The 14328-nt window shown below is 50.7% G+C and carries 15 protein-coding genes; 8 read left to right on the top strand and 7 right to left on the bottom strand.

Translation table 11 applies throughout. From position 1 onward, the window contains the following. The first annotated feature begins 28 nt into the window (after positions 1-28). The 3 genes from J2I46_RS01320 to J2I46_RS01310 all read left to right on the top strand — a co-directional run bounded on the left by J2I46_RS01320 (position 29) and on the right by J2I46_RS01310 (position 3564). Positions 29-502 (top strand): hypothetical protein, encoded by a 474-nt coding sequence (locus tag J2I46_RS01320; RefSeq protein ID WP_207327121.1) that lies wholly within the window; start codon positions 29-31, stop codon positions 500-502. Positions 503-578: 76 nt separating this feature from the next. Then, positions 579-1325: a 3-oxoacyl-[acyl-carrier-protein] reductase gene (fabG, locus tag J2I46_RS01315; protein ID WP_207327120.1), complete on the top strand. Its 747-nt coding sequence runs from the start codon at positions 579-581 to the stop codon at positions 1323-1325. Positions 1326-1461: 136 nt separating this feature from the next. Then, the gene (locus tag J2I46_RS01310) at positions 1462-3564 is read left to right on the top strand and encodes a vWA domain-containing protein (RefSeq protein WP_207327119.1); all 2103 of its coding nucleotides are present in this window, start codon (positions 1462-1464) and stop codon (positions 3562-3564) included. Between the two features lie 81 nt (positions 3565-3645). Here J2I46_RS01310 and J2I46_RS01305 read toward each other — a convergent pair whose 3' ends face one another. Beyond that, the gene (locus tag J2I46_RS01305; protein ID WP_207327118.1) at positions 3646-4443 is read right to left on the bottom strand and encodes a TolC family protein; all 798 of its coding nucleotides are present in this window, start codon (positions 4441-4443) and stop codon (positions 3646-3648) included. Positions 4444-4662: 219 nt separating this feature from the next. Further along, positions 4663-6378, bottom strand: coding sequence for a glutamine--tRNA ligase/YqeY domain fusion protein (locus tag J2I46_RS01300; protein WP_207327117.1), 1716 nt, complete (start codon positions 6376-6378; stop codon positions 4663-4665). Between the two features lie 320 nt (positions 6379-6698). Here J2I46_RS01300 and J2I46_RS01295 point away from each other — a divergent pair, with 320 nt between their 5' ends. Continuing rightward, entirely contained in the window at positions 6699-7736 is a 1038-nt protein-coding gene (locus J2I46_RS01295; RefSeq protein WP_207327116.1) for a spore photoproduct lyase family protein, read from the top strand. On the opposite strand, the gene J2I46_RS01290 is transcribed toward J2I46_RS01295, so the two are convergent. Further along, on the bottom strand, positions 7733-8470 hold the full coding sequence (locus J2I46_RS01290) for a hypothetical protein (RefSeq protein WP_207327115.1): 738 nt from the start codon (positions 8468-8470) through the stop codon (positions 7733-7735). The genes J2I46_RS01295 and J2I46_RS01290 overlap by 4 nt on opposite strands. Before the next feature lie 299 nt (positions 8471-8769). On the opposite strand from J2I46_RS01290, the gene J2I46_RS01285 reads away from it, so the two are divergent. Both J2I46_RS01285 and J2I46_RS01280 read left to right on the top strand, forming a co-directional pair. Next, complete coding sequence (locus J2I46_RS01285) at positions 8770-10203, top strand: pentapeptide repeat-containing protein (protein WP_207327114.1); 1434 nt, start codon at positions 8770-8772, stop codon at positions 10201-10203. Then, positions 10200-10988, top strand: a complete 789-nt coding sequence (locus tag J2I46_RS01280; RefSeq protein ID WP_207327113.1) for a LytR/AlgR family response regulator transcription factor — start codon at positions 10200-10202, stop codon at positions 10986-10988. The genes J2I46_RS01285 and J2I46_RS01280 overlap by 4 nt, the downstream gene beginning before the upstream one ends. Positions 10989-10993: 5 nt before the next feature. Here the strand turns inward: J2I46_RS01280 and J2I46_RS01275 are convergent, their stop codons facing one another. From J2I46_RS01275 to yidD, 3 genes are all read right to left on the bottom strand, one after another. Further along, a complete protein-coding gene (locus tag J2I46_RS01275) occupies positions 10994-11431 on the bottom strand; it encodes a DUF4174 domain-containing protein (protein ID WP_207327112.1) in 438 nt (145 codons plus the stop codon). 27 nt (positions 11432-11458) lie between these two features. After that, a complete protein-coding gene (locus J2I46_RS01270; protein ID WP_207327111.1) occupies positions 11459-11839 on the bottom strand; it encodes a co-chaperone GroES in 381 nt (126 codons plus the stop codon). Positions 11840-11942: 103 nt separating this feature from the next. Then, positions 11943-12152, bottom strand: coding sequence for a membrane protein insertion efficiency factor YidD (gene yidD / locus J2I46_RS01265; RefSeq protein WP_207327110.1), 210 nt, complete (start codon positions 12150-12152; stop codon positions 11943-11945). A gap of 125 nt (positions 12153-12277) precedes the next feature. On the opposite strand from yidD, the gene lgt reads away from it, so the two are divergent. Then, positions 12278-13129, top strand: coding sequence for a prolipoprotein diacylglyceryl transferase (lgt, locus tag J2I46_RS01260; RefSeq protein ID WP_207327109.1), 852 nt, complete (start codon positions 12278-12280; stop codon positions 13127-13129). A gap of 193 nt (positions 13130-13322) precedes the next feature. Beyond that, on the top strand, positions 13323-13664 hold the full coding sequence (locus J2I46_RS01255; protein WP_207327108.1) for a beta barrel domain-containing protein: 342 nt from the start codon (positions 13323-13325) through the stop codon (positions 13662-13664). Positions 13665-13714: 50 nt separating this feature from the next. Here the strand turns inward: J2I46_RS01255 and J2I46_RS01250 are convergent, their stop codons facing one another. Next, positions 13715-14104, bottom strand: coding sequence for a DoxX family protein (locus tag J2I46_RS01250; RefSeq protein WP_207327107.1), 390 nt, complete (start codon positions 14102-14104; stop codon positions 13715-13717). Positions 14105-14328 lie beyond the last annotated feature (224 nt).

Below are 14328 nucleotides of genomic sequence, written 5' to 3'. Positions count from 1 at the left end.
CTACTGTATCCTTTATACATCCCTGTTTATGAAGTACGTTATTATTGTGTTTTGCCTAGTGATAGGCTTCACGTCCTGCAAAAAATCTGGCGGCACCGATGTAATTGTTCCCGTTGATCCCCGCGAACGGATGGTAGGTACGTATGATCTGGGGTATCAGGCCCGCACAACGGTTGCCACCCTGGAAGGAAATCCGGAGCCTGGCACCGCCATACTGACTGTTTCCAAATCGACGCTGGAGAATGAGGTGATCCTGGACTTTGTCTTTAACAGCACGGTTAAAGAACAGCTTATTGCTCAGCTCAATGGCAACAAGTTTACGATTACCAACAAAAAAACGGAGACGATTTACGCGCTGAACAAGTCATTTGATGCGCCCTACACGGGCAACGGCGAATTCACCACTGCGAATGAATTTACGATGGTCACAGTAGCGGAAACTATTCAGAGTGGCACCACAATCAAACGGGTTGGCTCAATAGCCGGTACGAAACGTAAATAACAGACAGCACACATGCAGGCTAAATTTATCCGTCAATGGTGTACTTTTAGCATCGTGTTTCAATTTTTATACCTGCATGAATTTAGTAACTGGAAAAGTCGCCCTTGTTACGGGCGCATCTCGTGGAATCGGTCGGGCTATTGCCCTTCGATTTGCGCAGGAAGGAGCTAATGTAGCTTTCACCTATTTGTCAAGCGTCGAAAAAGGAGAGGCCCTCGAAGCTGAATTAGCCCAGTTTGGTATCACTGCCAAAGGGTATCGCTCGGATGCATCTGACCACAAAGCAGCGGAAGAACTGGTTACGCAGGTTCTGGCCGATTTTGGTCGTCTCGATATTCTCATCAATAACGCAGGCATTACCCGCGATGGTCTGCTCATGCGGATGACCGAAGAACAATGGGACACAGTCATCACGATTAACCTGAAATCGGTTTTCAATCTGACTAAAGCGGCCATTAAGCCCATGATGAAGGCAAAATCAGGGTCAATTATCAATCTGACGTCGGTAGTTGGGCTTCGCGGAAATGCTGGACAGGCAAACTATGCCGCTTCAAAGGCGGGTATTATCGGTTTCACCAAATCGGTAGCGCTTGAACTGGGTTCACGCAATATCCGCTCAAACGCGATTGCCCCCGGCTTCATTGAAACAGAGATGACGGGCGAACTCAATGAAAAAGCTATCGAAGAGTGGAAACAGTCAATTCCGCTTAAACGGGGCGGACAGCCAGACGAAGTTGCCGATGCCTGCCTGTTCCTTGCGTCTGATCTTTCCCGCTATATTACGGGTCAGGTACTGCAGGTCGACGGCGGGATGTTGACATAAACCAGCCTCGAGTCAGTTATAGTCGTATGCGCTGAAAGTCGGTAGGATTGTTGCTGACGTATCTTGCATTGCCATGCGAGTAACGCTACACTGACTTTTCAGACAACCGACTACTTCTGACTCACGACTCTTTTCTATGTCTCTAATTTTTCAAAGTTCTCCCTGGTGGGTAGCGGTTTGTTTGCTGGCTGGTGCCCTATACGCGGCGGCGATGTATCAGCCGCTTCCGGGTAACTCGATTCCGGGCGGCTGGGGACGCAGTTTAAACTGGGGACTGGCCCTGTTACGGCTTGTGGTTGTTAGCCTGGTGTCATTCCTGTTGCTCAATCCGCTAATTCGCAGCCTGCAAAACCGTACAGAGCCACCGAAAGTGGTTTTGGCGATCGACAATTCGGAGTCTGTGGCAGCAGCTGGACGGCCGGCGTTGAATCAGACGTTGTCATTCCTGAATACCCTTCGTCAGCAACTGACCGACAAGGGCTACGAAGTTGCCGTACGTACGCTTTCCGATACGGCAGCAACCAACGATCTGACTCAACTTTCATTCCGGCAGCGTACAACCGATCTGTCGTCGATGCTGGCTGGCATTCGATCGGATTATGAGGGACGCCATTTAACGGATGTCATTCTCGTATCCGATGGCATTACCAATCAGGGACTCTCTCCTACGTTTTCTTCCTACCCGTTTGCGGTGCATACGGTTGGCCTAGGCGATACGATTCCGAAAAAAGACGTTTCCTTAAAGGGAGTTATTGCCAACCGGGTAGCGTACCTGAACAATGCATTTCCGGTTCAGGCCGAGATTGTCAGCAATGGGTTCCAGGGGCGTAGTGCAACGGTAGTTCTCCGGCAGGGCTCGCGCGAGGTGGCGCGGCAAACGGTTCGTTTTGATCGAAAAGAAACGTTTGCTCAGGTAAGTTTTCAAACATCGGCTACCCAAAAAGGCGTTCAGCGACTTACGGTCGAGGTACTGCCTCAAGGCGGCGAATTCAGCACGGCGAATAACCGGCAAGATGTTTACATTGAAGTGATAGACGGGCGCGAGAAAGTACTATTGCTGGGACTGGCTCCCCACCCCGACCTGAAAGCACTTCGGGCTATTCTGGAGAAAAATCAAAATTACGAAGTAGATGTTCGCACGCTGACGACAGCCGAAGGAACGAGCATACCGATCGATAAGACGTACGATCTGCTGATTCTTCACCAGCTTCCCGATCTGAGCAATCTGGGCAACGCAGCAGTGGCCAAACTCATGGCGCAGAATACCCCTACCCTGTTTGTTGTTGGCGCTCAGTCATCTACGGCAGCGCTGAACCCGATCAACCCCGTAATCAGTGTGTTGGGGCCGCCTAATCAGGTCGATAAAACGACGGCTTATTTTAACAGCGGTTTCAAACAGCTAAACCTAGACCCCGCCAAGCTCGACCTCCTCGAGAAACTCCCGCCGCTGACGTCGCCCTATGGCGAATACAAACTCTTGCCCGGAAGTGAAACCGTGCTCTGGCAGCAGATCGGTACGGTGAAGACCACCAAGCCAATGCTGGCCCTGAATACTACCGGAAGCCGTAAGTCGGCGGTGTTGCTTGGTGAAGGTATCTGGCAGTGGCGGCTGGAAGAGTACGCCCTCACCGACAAACAGGAGGTGGTTGATGAATTGATTCAGAAAGTACTTCAACTGATTTCGGTGAAAGAAGACCGTCGCAAATTGCGGGTATACCCGATTCGAAATGAGTTTGTTGCGGGCGAAACCGTATCCTTTGAAACAGAGTTGTACAACGACATTTACGAACGTCTTTATGACCTGCCTATCAAGCTCGACGTTGTTGACGAACGTGATGTAACCCGCACCTTTACATATACCCCAACGGAGGCGAACAGCCGATTTGATGTAAGCCGCCTGCCCGACGGCGTGTACCGGTATAAAGCAACAGCCACCATGAATAACCGGACCGAGCAGTCATCCGGTCAGTTTATTGTGAAAGATGTGCAGTTGGAAGCGCTGAATACAACGGCTGATCACGGGCTGTTACGGCAACTGGCAACACAAACAGGTGGTACATTCCGCAATGGTGCCAGTGCAGCCAGCCTGGTGAATGACCTGACCAAGCGTGAAAATCCTGCCCGTCTGAGCAGCACGGAGTCATTGAATGAACTGATCAACTGGCGGTGGCTCTTTTTCCTGATTCTGGCCCTCGCCGGCACAGAATGGGCACTCCGGAAATATAACGGAGGATACTGATTGCGTTGAACGCACACGTGCCGCTGTTAGTGAAAGAACAGACCACTAACAGCGGCACGTGTGCGTTCAACGCAATCTCGTCTATTGTCTCGGCTTGAATTTCGACAGCGTCTGTTCAAAAAGAAGCTGTATGGACGTACCTGAGGCTGTTGGATAACGTACATTCAGAAAAGCTGCTTTCTTCACTTTTGGAAGATAAACAAACCCACGAACCGACTCTCCAGGCTTAACCTGCGCCCGTTTCATGGCCAGTTCCTGCCATCGATACCCTTCAAACTGGTATCGTTGCATACGGTCAGCAAAGACGCCCCGATCAATTACACGTTTGGCTTGAATAAGATTGTACGCCACGTCGTGCGAAATCCGGTTGCTAGCCCAGCTACTGTAGTCGCGGTTTGTGCTGCGTGAGGTCGACGTTGTGATGTCACTGGCCACCACAGCCACAAGGAGCACAGTATTCAGGATTTTAGCTGTTTTTAGCCGACGCTCTTCTTTCCTGATCCTGAACTCCGTCCGGCCGGCTTCATACTCAGGGTCAGCTGCCTGGGCAAAACTAACGTCTCCCTGCAGGTTCAACGGTTTGCGGTTTCTATCCAGTAACTCCACTTGAAACGTAGCTGGATCAATCAGCAGTGGCGCTGATGTGCGGTTTTTGATCTCCACATCCAGCGCAATATATTCCATGTCTTCTCGCTCATACGAAGCCACCACCTCAACACTGTCGGCATCAGCTTTGGTGACTAACCGGCCACCAACAGACGAGACGGGCCCCGAAACAGGCTGTAACTGAATGTATTGAGTCGGTGCGCACCCACTTAGTAAACCGGCCAAAACGGGCACAGACAACACTCGGAATGAAAAGTAAACAATTCGGTTCATAGCTCAGCTGATTGGTTCATCGGTAAGACGTCGATCGATGGCAATAGTTTAACCGTCAGGAAGATACAAAAATGAATAACTACGGGTATACCAGTATGCAAAAAATGATGAACGGGCAGAGTTCTTCCGTTGAACGGCTAAATAAAAGCGCTGTAGGAATCATCAACAAATGATTCCTACAGCGCTTTTATACAACAAACTAACTTGCGGGCGGTTGGCCTATGCTTTTTTCACCTCCTTCGCCCAGGCATCTTTAAGCGTTACAGTCCGGTTGAAAACCAGGTGGCCGGGGGTTGAATCGGCATCAACGGTGAAGTACCCTTTCCGCATGAACTGCACCCGGCTTCCGACAGCCCGATCGGCCAGATTTGGCTCGACCAGCGCTTTCACCGTTACCAGTGAGGTTGGATTCAGCAACGACAAAAATGCATTATCGTCATCCGACTCCATTTCTTTTTCTTCAACGGCCGGATTTTCAACCGCAAACAACCGGTCATACAGACGTACCTCGGCTGGAACAGCATGCGCTACCGACACCCAGTGTATGGTTCCCTTCACGTTTAGCCCCGACGTATCCTGCCCACTTTTACTTTCAGGAATGTACGTGCAATGCAGTTCTGTTACTTCGCCGGTTTCGTCTTTAATAACCTCGTCGCACTGTACGATATAAGCGCCCTTGAGCCGGACCATCTTACCGGGAGCCAGCCGGAAATATTTTTTAGAAGGCACCTCCATAAAGTCGTCACGCTCAACGTATACCTTCCGGCCGAATGGCACCTCGCGCGTACCCGCCGTTTCGTCTTCCGGGTTATTTTCGATGTGCAGCGTCTCTTCTTTACCTTCCGGATAATTGGTCAGAACCAGCTTAATAGGTTTATCATCCACTACAGCCATCACCCGGTCAGTAGTACGATTCAGTTCTTCGCGAATGCAGAACTCCAGCAGACCCACATCGATCAGGTTATCACGTTTGGCCACCCCGATACGCTCGCAAAACTCGCGCAGGCTATCGGCTGTATAGCCCCGGCGCCGAATTCCGGCCAGCGTGGGCATTCTGGGGTCGTCCCAGCCAGTCACGAATCCGCCTTCAACCAGTTTCTTCAGCTTGCGCTTGCTCATCACCGTATAGGTCAGATTCAGGCGCGCAAACTCGTACTGTTTTGACGGGAAAATGGCTAGTTGCTCAATAAACCATTCATACAACGGGCGGTGTGGAATGAACTCCAGGGTACAGACCGAATGCGTGATCTGCTCGATGGCGTCCGACTGTCCGTGCGCAAAATCATACATCGGGTAGATACACCAGGTATCGCCCGTGCGGTGGTGATGCGCGTGCTTGATCCGGTAAATGATCGGGTCCCGGAAGTGCATGTTTGGCGAGGCCATGTCGATTTTAGCGCGTAGCACCTTAGCGCCATCCGGGAACGTACCTGCGCGCATTTGCCGGAAAAGCGAAAGGTTCTCCTCAACGCTTCGATCGCGGTATGGGCTGTTTTGCCCCGGTACCGTTGGCGACCCTTTCATGGCGGCTATTTCCTGGGCAGTCGATTCGTCTACATAAGCCAGCCCCTTCTGAATCAGGGTTTCAGCGAAGTTATAGAGCTGCTCAAAGTAGTCCGACGCGTAACGCTCTTCAGCCCATTCAAAGCCGAGCCAGCGCACATCGGCCTTGATCGAATCCACATATTCGGTGTCTTCGGTAACGGGATTGGTATCATCAAAACGCAGATTGGTTTGTCCGCCGTAGCGTTGGGCAAGGCCAAAGTTCAAACAGATCGATTTGGCGTGGCCCAAGTGCAGGTAACCGTTTGGCTCGGGTGGAAACCGTGTCAACACGCGACCATCGTGCAAACCTGCCGATATATCTTCCTCAATAATTTGCTCGATAAAGTTCAGCGACCGCTCGGTCGATGACTCATGGGCGGCTGGTGTCATAATTAGTGCGCTCCGGTTGTATCCTCGTAAATTCTCAAAAGTACAGTGATTGGGTGGGTTTGACAAACAAAACCCGCTACTATGGATAACGGTTTCACCGTATTCGCAGGTACGTTGGTGAGGGGCAGTAAGTTGCTTAACGGGCTTTATATTCGGCAACAGGTGCTACCAGCGGCCACCGATAAACAGACCGGACTACCCATAATAACAGTGCCAAAACAATATCACAACCAATTGATTTACAAGTATTTACACAAAAATAAGCAGGAACATTTCGGTGAGCAGGCACGTTGTTACAATAACCAACTCAACAACCAACTATGCCTGACTTCACGCCTTCTATTGTTCTCTACACGGCCGATGCAATGAATGAACAGGGAGAGGCAATTCTGGCTCAGTATCCCAATGCAGAAGCACTGCAAATCGCTCAGCACAATCGCTTGCCAGATCTCGGATTAGCCCATTACAAAGTCAAATCAGACGTTCTGGTTTTAGGTAAACTGAAGACGCAGGCCTGCAAATGGAGTGGCCGCAGTTCAGACTATATTGCACCAAGTCTGGCCAATGGCTGCTATGCCGGTTGCGCCTACTGCTACGTTGACCGGCACAAGCCAGTCAATCCGATCACGCTGTTCACAAACGTCGACGAGATTTTGACTACAGTTGATTCGCACGTAAACAGCCTGGCCTGGCCTAAACCGGCCAACCAGACCGATTCCACGTTCTGGACCTACGATATTGGCTGCAACTCTGATATCTCTATCGATTACAGCTTGACCAACGGTGTTCGGCAAGTGTTCGACTTCTTCCGTGACCACCCTCGGGCCAAAGCTACGTTCGCGACCAAATTTGTTAATCGGGACTTGCTGGCTTTTAATCCCAACCAGAAAATTCGTATCCGCATGAGCCTCATGCCCGCTCACATCAGTAAACTGGTGGATGTGCGGACAGACAGCATTGAGAAGCGGATAGCTGCGATTAATGAGTTCTACGATGCCGGTTATGAAGTACATGTCAACTTTTCGCCCGTGATCGTTTACGGGAAGCAGCAATGGCGCGATGACTATCGGGAATTGTTCCGCCAACTCGACGCTGCCCTGCGGCCTGACGTGAAAGCTCAGCTAAAAAGCGAAGTTATCTTTCTGACCCATAACCAGTCTCAGCATCAGACCAACCTGGCCATCAACCCCAAAGCGGAAGAGCTGCTTTGGACGCCCACTTTGCAGGAAAACAAGCGCAGTCAGTTTGGTGGCTGGAATATCCGGTATGACCACCAACTCAAAGGCAAAATGATTGAGATTTTCGAGCGGATGGTGCATGAAGAAATTCCCTGGTGTACGATCCGGTACATATTCTAGGGCATCCATACAGGTCCGGCCCATACTAACCAAAACCAAAAACCTGCTATTCCGCCCACTAACCCGGCCAACAAGAACGTAACCCGCTGATTAGCCGGAACAATAACGACAATGATGTAGGCAAGGACACTTAAGCCCGTCAGACCCGTTACGATCAGTATTGTAGGCTGCCAGAGATGTAGGGCGAGTGATAGTTTAGATTCATCATCCGCCCCTTCCGATAAGTGACCCCGTCGAATAGTTCCTAAGAGGCTCATCGCTAAGTTTCCGGGTTGCCGTAGCCAAAAGAGCGCCGTAAAAATAGCTAACCATACGGACAGAGTCAGCTTTGTTTTGCCAATCCACCAACGGCGATTTTTCATGAGCAGCAGCAGGCCGAACGAGCCTGTCAGCATTGTCTGGGCCGGGCCTCCAAGCGAAATGAGAAAGGCGATCAGCTTTCGCCGTTTATTCAACAACTCCTGATACTGCTTTTCGGGGGAATCGTGGGCGATAACTGGCTGATGACCATACTTCCTCTTCAATACCGCCAGCGTATCATTTGTCTCGCGCCAGTAACCAGGTTGTTTTTCGATGCGTGTGTAGCCGTACCGAATTGAGGCCTCGCCACCCAGGGCACTGATCACTGACCAGTGCCCTGCTTCGTGCAATAACGTACCGATCACGGTCGCGAGCATAAAGCCAATAACCAGTTTTACAAATAGCTCGTAATCAAGCGTATACAGGCGTCGCATCAGGTATAGACAGGGTGACTTTTGTAGCCGTTGTATAGGCAGGGGCAATTTAAAGAAGCTCAAGCACACTAACATGTAGGTTACCAGCCATTTAATTTAGTTTAACGCAGTCCTACAAGCAGACTGGTCAATGGAAACTGCATGTTTTTAGTGGGAATGGCTGGCGTTCATCACGAAAAAGGGCTAGTTCGTCGGAAACTGATGGTTAAGAGACTGATCGTACCTGTAATTTTAACAACCGATACGCCCGAGCATAGGCGGCCTTAGTTCAGGTACGTATTGGTAATCAGTTACCGACTATGACCCGCGAACAACTTATACAGCGTACTACCGGCGTTAGTGGCCTGAAAATGAAAGGTCAGGATCTGGGCCAATTTGATTTTAGCGGCCTAGACCTGACCGGGGCTGATTTCAGTTTCTCAGACCTATCGAGGGCGAATTTTGAGGGGGCCATCCTGAAGGGAGCTGATCTCAGCTTTGCGTCACTCACCGGCGTGAACTTTACGAACACCGATCTGAGCAACGCCGATCTACGTTTCAGCGACCTCTCTGGCGTTGCTATTGACGGTGCGAATCTGACCGGAGCAAAGATGAATTTTTCGTCAATCTCGGCAAAGCGTGATCCTTTATCGGCCCGGTCGGAACCCATCACGCTGGCAACACTGCTCAAACAGCCGGGCTGGGGCCTGCTGACCGGGATGATCCTGGGTGCGCTGGTCGTTTACGGGTTCAGCAGCATCATCTACTTTACAGGTCAGATCGTGATCACGAAAGATCAGGTCATGGCCGCCCTGTATCGCTTCCTGATTGCCCAAAACATACTGATCGGAGCAACTACGTTTCTGCTGGTCTGGACTATTGATCGCTGGCTCGACCAGACGAGTTGGAAACTCTGGGCAAAACATGCACTGGTATCTGCCTTAACGGTTCTCACCTGTACAACCGTGAGCGTGCTATGTTTTTTCTGGTTGGGCTACGCCGCCGTCACTGAACTTCGGCAACGACCCGATTATAGTGATGATAATGCCCCGGGTTGGATCTACACAATCTCTTATGTTCTCGTTGCCAACTGCGTATTGTATCTGCTGAACCAGGGGAGGCAGGTGACACGAAAGCTATCTGAGCAGGAATTTCAACTTCTGACGATGGAAAAGCTGAAGACACGGGCTGAGTTGGATGCACTTCAGGCAAAGATCAATCCGCATTTTCTCTACAATTCCCTGAATAGCATTGCCAGTCTGGTGCATGAAGATCCCGACAAAGCCGAGTCTATGACACTCCACCTGTCGAAGCTGTTTCGCTACACAACAGGGCGTGACGGCTCTCATTTTAGTAGCCTTGCCGAGGAACTGGACATGGTGCAGACGTACCTGAAGGTTGAAGCCGTCCGGTTTGGTGATCGCTTAACGTTTACCATTTCGTCAATCAGTGAAGCCATCAGTCAGGCGCAGATTCCACAGTTTCTCTTGCAACCCGTGGTTGAGAATGCCATTAAACATGGTGTAGCTAAACGGGCAGATGGTGGCCTGATCAACATTGACATAACCGAACGCAACGGCTGGTTAACACTTTGTGTGCACGACAATGGCCCGGCTTTTCCTGAAACCATGGGCGCCGGCTACGGGCTGCGCAGCATTCAGGATAAATTACGGCTGTTATATGGGGAAGCAGCAGCTGTAAGCCTTCAAAACGAACCAATCAAACAGGTTGTCATCAAACTTAAAATCGCATGAATTTCCCACTGACTACGATCCTGATCGACGACGAGCCACTGGCCATCAGCCGATTACGCAGGCTACTGGCTCCTCGTGCAGAGACAGTTACGATCATTGGCGAAGCACGAAATGGAGCCGAAGGCCTCGCACTGGTGGAGACAGAACGACCGGACCTTATTTTTCTGGACATCGAGATGCCGCTGCTAACTGGCTTTGAGCTACTGGCCCGACTCTCCTACATGCCGCTCGTTATCTTCGCTACTGCCTACGACCAGTACGCCATTCGGGCCTTCGAAGAAAATTCCGTCGATTACCTGTTAAAACCAATCGAAACCGAGCGCCTCGACCGATCAATCTCTAAACTGCATGGCCTCGTAGGGAACCGACCGGCTGGCCAGCTACCAAATGCAGCGAACCCATATACGGATAACCTGATACGGTTGCTGGAGCAGATGAAACCCAAGAAAGAGCTATATTCAATATCGGTGAAAACCGGCGAAAAAATCATTCTTCTGCCCCTAACCGACATTGCCTTTTTCGAGGCCGAAGAGAAATACGTTTTCGTAGCCACAACCGATGGCCAGAAATACCTGACATCATACACGCTGACCAACCTCAGCGAACGCCTGCCCGATACGTTTGTGCGGGTAAGTCGATCTGCCGTCGTGAACAGCCACCGAATCAGGGAGTGCCAAAAGCAGTTCGACGGGAAGTTCGTGCTTACCTTAACGGATAAAAAAGCTACGAAAATCATCACTGGCAGCACCTACGCCGATGCTGTCCGTCAATTGTTAAGTTTATAGGCTGGTCAGTTCTTTTTCCGCATCTCGCTTTGGCGCATCGGCATGGTATCTACTGTTCGGAAAAGCACAGAGGCAGCAACAGGAGCCGGGAAACGCTCTTTTACGCCACCATCTTTACCAATCAGAAACAGCATAAACGAAGCTCCCTGTGCCAGTTTCCGGTCGCCACCACGCAGATACGACCAATCCCTGTCTGAAAGATCACCGTCGAGCACAACAAGCTGGTCAAAGTCGCGCTCGGCCAATCCCGCTTTGTGGTCAGCCAGAAAGCGTTTCTGAGCCGCCAGGTCTGCATGTTGGGCATCCCGCGCATAGATGAGCAGCACACGACGCTGCCATTTCTTTGCGGCTACTGTTGACTCGAGCGACTGAGCTACGCCGGGGGCTGTTATACTTAATAGCCCACCGAGCAGGCTGATCAGCAGGATTGACGAGTTCATCATAACGATTATTTTCTGGTACTTGACGAGCTAATCGAACAAACTTTCTGAGCGTTCGAGTAGCAGGATTGACGATTGCGGCACGATCACGTAGGTTGTGCCTTCATAGTCGAGTTCAATGGCATTGCGTTGCAGGTAAATGGCCAAATCGCCCTCCTGCGCCTGTAAAGGCATGTATTTCACCCGTTCTTCGGTTTCTTTCCAGGGTTCATCGTCGCTCGATGTCGGTATCGGGTAACCAGGGCCAACCTTCACAACGTACCCAGACTGAACCTGTTCCTTTTCCTGAACGGTGGGAGGCAGATACAGCCCGGTTGAAGTACGTTCATTCGCCGATTTAGGCTTAATCAAAACCCGATCTCCTACGACAAACAGGCGGGTGAGTTTATTGTCAGGTGTAATATTCAACATATGCTTAATTGTACTGAACTCTGGTTTATAACAGACCGCCGCCGCATCTTTGCTGGGTCTCATTCGTCACTTTCTCGTCCGGAATGTGCCGAAGACGTTGAGGTTATGGAACCGGATCATAGCCGTGGGTACCCCAGGGATGACACCGGCCAATCCGTTTCAGGCCCAGCCAGCCTCCGCGCATCGCTCCGTGCTTTTGGATTGCTTCTACCATATACTGCGAACAGGTAGGCGTATGACGGCAGGCATTCGGAAAAAAAGGCGAAATAGCCCCCTGATAAAACCGTACCAGACCAATAAGTAGATATTTCATAGAAGTAGCAAATTGCACCCGGCAGCACAAGTGACCAGTTGCAGCGAACCGCATCAGGGATTGAAATCTGTCTATCTTTGCCAATAACAATAAAAAGCCTGTTAGATTCCTCACTTCTCATACGAATGCTTTCTTATATCCTCTGGGACGCCGATCCGGTTCTCTTCGCCGTCGACGCGTTTACGCTTTTTGGCATCAACTTCGGCCCTTTTGAAATTCGCTGGTACGGCCTTCTTTTCGCCGCCGGTTTTCTGATCGGTATGCAAATCATGACCCACATCTTCCGGAAAGAGCGCAAGCCTCAGGAAGATCTGGATGCCCTGCTGATCTTCATGGTCGTTTCTACCGTATTGGGTGCCCGCATTGGTCACTACCTATTCTACGAACCCGAAGTTCTGTTTCGTAACCCACTGGAAGTCATTATGCCGCCCTACCGCGGGCTGGCCAGCCACGGCGCCACCATCGGTATCCTGACAGCCCTTTGGCTGTACTCGCGTCGCAAATCAAGTCGTCTCACCGGACAAACGTTTCTCTGGACAACCGATCGCATTGTGATCGTGGTTGCTCTGGCTGGTGCCTGCATCCGTATGGGTAATCTGATGAACCACGAAATTGTTGGTCTGCCCACCACAATGCCCTGGGGATTTATTTTCAAGTACAACAATGAATACCCAGTCGGTGTGCCCCGTCATCCGGCCCAACTCTACGAATCATTGTCGTGCCTGACGCTGTTTTTCATTCTGTTTGCCCTATGGAATCGCATGAAAGAAAACACGCCGCGCGGCCTTTTCCTCGGCATTTTCCTGATCTGGGTATTCGGTCTGCGGTTCTTCTACGAGTACCTGAAAGAGAATCAGGTTGCCTTCGAAAACACATTACCGCTCAACATGGGGCAGATTCTCAGTATTCCGGCCGTTTTGGTAGGGATATACTTCGTCATTAAAAGCCGCCGTGCCGTACTGCCACCGGTAGCTTAACGTAGCTCAGAGAACGTACCTAGAAAACGGACCAACACGCTGCTGGTCCGTTTTTTTATGCTCCCCACAATGCAACGTCTACGCACTTCGCTCAATTGAACGGAGATCCTTGCCTGAACCTGTTGAGTAAGCTGACTACCAACGAGCCTGGTGAATAATACGTTAGATAATTGCAGAACGAACAATACCTAGCATGCCGACATCACTGAAGAAAGGAGATACTGTATACGTCCGCTACATCGGCAATATCCGACACTGGAACAAAGCCCTTTTTACAGCGCAGGTTGCCTCTGTCAGCCAGAAATACATGACTGTTGACATTAACGGAGAACAGTGTCGGTTTGATTCAAACAGCCTACGGCATGATAACCGGGGCCACCAGCCAGCCTATCGGGTGTATCTAACTGCCGACGCCTATGCACTGGAAGCTGAATTACAAGCGTTGAAAGACCTGATGACGCTTACCAATTTTACCGAATTGCCCCTAGACAAGCAACGGGCGATCAGAGCAATCATCGAATCCAAATCGGACTAGGCGCATTGACCCAGCACCCTTTCACCGCAAACCGATTCAGGTACGGTGGGTTACACGTTATCGGTGCTCTTCAATGCCCAGTAGACAAGTACCGGCTGGAAAAACAACCGTACCAAACGTTTCGTGTCGGTAGTTAGCCCAAAAGCGCTTCGTTTATTCACGTACTGGGAAATATTACCGGGAAAAACGGCCGTAAAGAACGTGGCGGCTAGTTTACCAACAGCCTCTTTATGTTCGTCATTTGCCAGCACCAGGCTAGTGCCCAGGGCAATTTCGGCCAGACCTGAATACACAACGGTATCATCTTTCTTCAGAGGAACCCAATCCGGAACCTGGGCTCTGAATGCCTTTCTGGCAACGGTTAGATGGCTTGCTCCGGCAACTACTAACGCACCTCCTAGTAAAAGGCGGGCCGCTGTTTTTATGGTAGTCTCATTCATAACGTCATCTCAGTATGCATCGCCCAGGCATGGGCAATCCGTCGTTTTTTAATGCCTTTCGGCCTAGACAGAGCTGACCGATGAAGACATATTTACAGAAACGGCCCAGTGACTGATTTGGTTAGCCAATGCATTGGTGAGCGAGCCATCTCTGAGCCAACGGCTCGCGTCGGCCTGAGTATCAGCCTCAAAATCAGGCACAAAGTACGCTTACTCAAAACCTG

Origin of the sequence: Fibrella forsythiae (assembly GCF_017353175.1) — a bacterium.
GTDB lineage: Bacteria > Bacteroidota > Bacteroidia > Cytophagales > Spirosomataceae > Fibrella > Fibrella forsythiae.
This window is presented reverse-complemented; position numbering and strand designations above follow the sequence as displayed.

What these genes read in the sequence shown, in the direction of transcription:
- J2I46_RS01280 (WP_207327113.1), top strand. Translation starts at nt 10,200, where the DNA reads ATGAATTTCCCACTGACTACGATCCTGATCGACGACGAGCCACTGGCC.
- J2I46_RS01300 (WP_207327117.1), bottom strand. Translation starts at nt 6,378, where the DNA reads ATGACACCAGCCGCCCATGAGTCATCGACCGAGCGGTCGCTGAACTTT.
- J2I46_RS01285 (WP_207327114.1), top strand. Translation starts at nt 8,770, where the DNA reads ATGACCCGCGAACAACTTATACAGCGTACTACCGGCGTTAGTGGCCTG.
- J2I46_RS01290 (WP_207327115.1), bottom strand. Translation starts at nt 8,470, where the DNA reads ATGCGACGCCTGTATACGCTTGATTACGAGCTATTTGTAAAACTGGTT.
- J2I46_RS01270 (WP_207327111.1), bottom strand. Translation starts at nt 11,839, where the DNA reads ATGTTGAATATTACACCTGACAATAAACTCACCCGCCTGTTTGTCGTA.
- J2I46_RS01305 (WP_207327118.1), bottom strand. Translation starts at nt 4,443, where the DNA reads ATGAACCGAATTGTTTACTTTTCATTCCGAGTGTTGTCTGTGCCCGTT.
- J2I46_RS01275 (WP_207327112.1), bottom strand. Translation starts at nt 11,431, where the DNA reads ATGATGAACTCGTCAATCCTGCTGATCAGCCTGCTCGGTGGGCTATTA.
- J2I46_RS01255 (WP_207327108.1), top strand. Translation starts at nt 13,323, where the DNA reads ATGCCGACATCACTGAAGAAAGGAGATACTGTATACGTCCGCTACATC.
- yidD (WP_207327110.1), bottom strand. Translation starts at nt 12,152, where the DNA reads ATGAAATATCTACTTATTGGTCTGGTACGGTTTTATCAGGGGGCTATT.
- J2I46_RS01250 (WP_207327107.1), bottom strand. Translation starts at nt 14,104, where the DNA reads ATGAATGAGACTACCATAAAAACAGCGGCCCGCCTTTTACTAGGAGGT.
- lgt (WP_207327109.1), top strand. Translation starts at nt 12,278, where the DNA reads ATGCTTTCTTATATCCTCTGGGACGCCGATCCGGTTCTCTTCGCCGTC.
- J2I46_RS01295 (WP_207327116.1), top strand. Translation starts at nt 6,699, where the DNA reads ATGCCTGACTTCACGCCTTCTATTGTTCTCTACACGGCCGATGCAATG.
- J2I46_RS01320 (WP_207327121.1), top strand. Translation starts at nt 29, where the DNA reads ATGAAGTACGTTATTATTGTGTTTTGCCTAGTGATAGGCTTCACGTCC.
- J2I46_RS01310 (WP_207327119.1), top strand. Translation starts at nt 1,462, where the DNA reads ATGTCTCTAATTTTTCAAAGTTCTCCCTGGTGGGTAGCGGTTTGTTTG.
- fabG (WP_207327120.1), top strand. Translation starts at nt 579, where the DNA reads ATGAATTTAGTAACTGGAAAAGTCGCCCTTGTTACGGGCGCATCTCGT.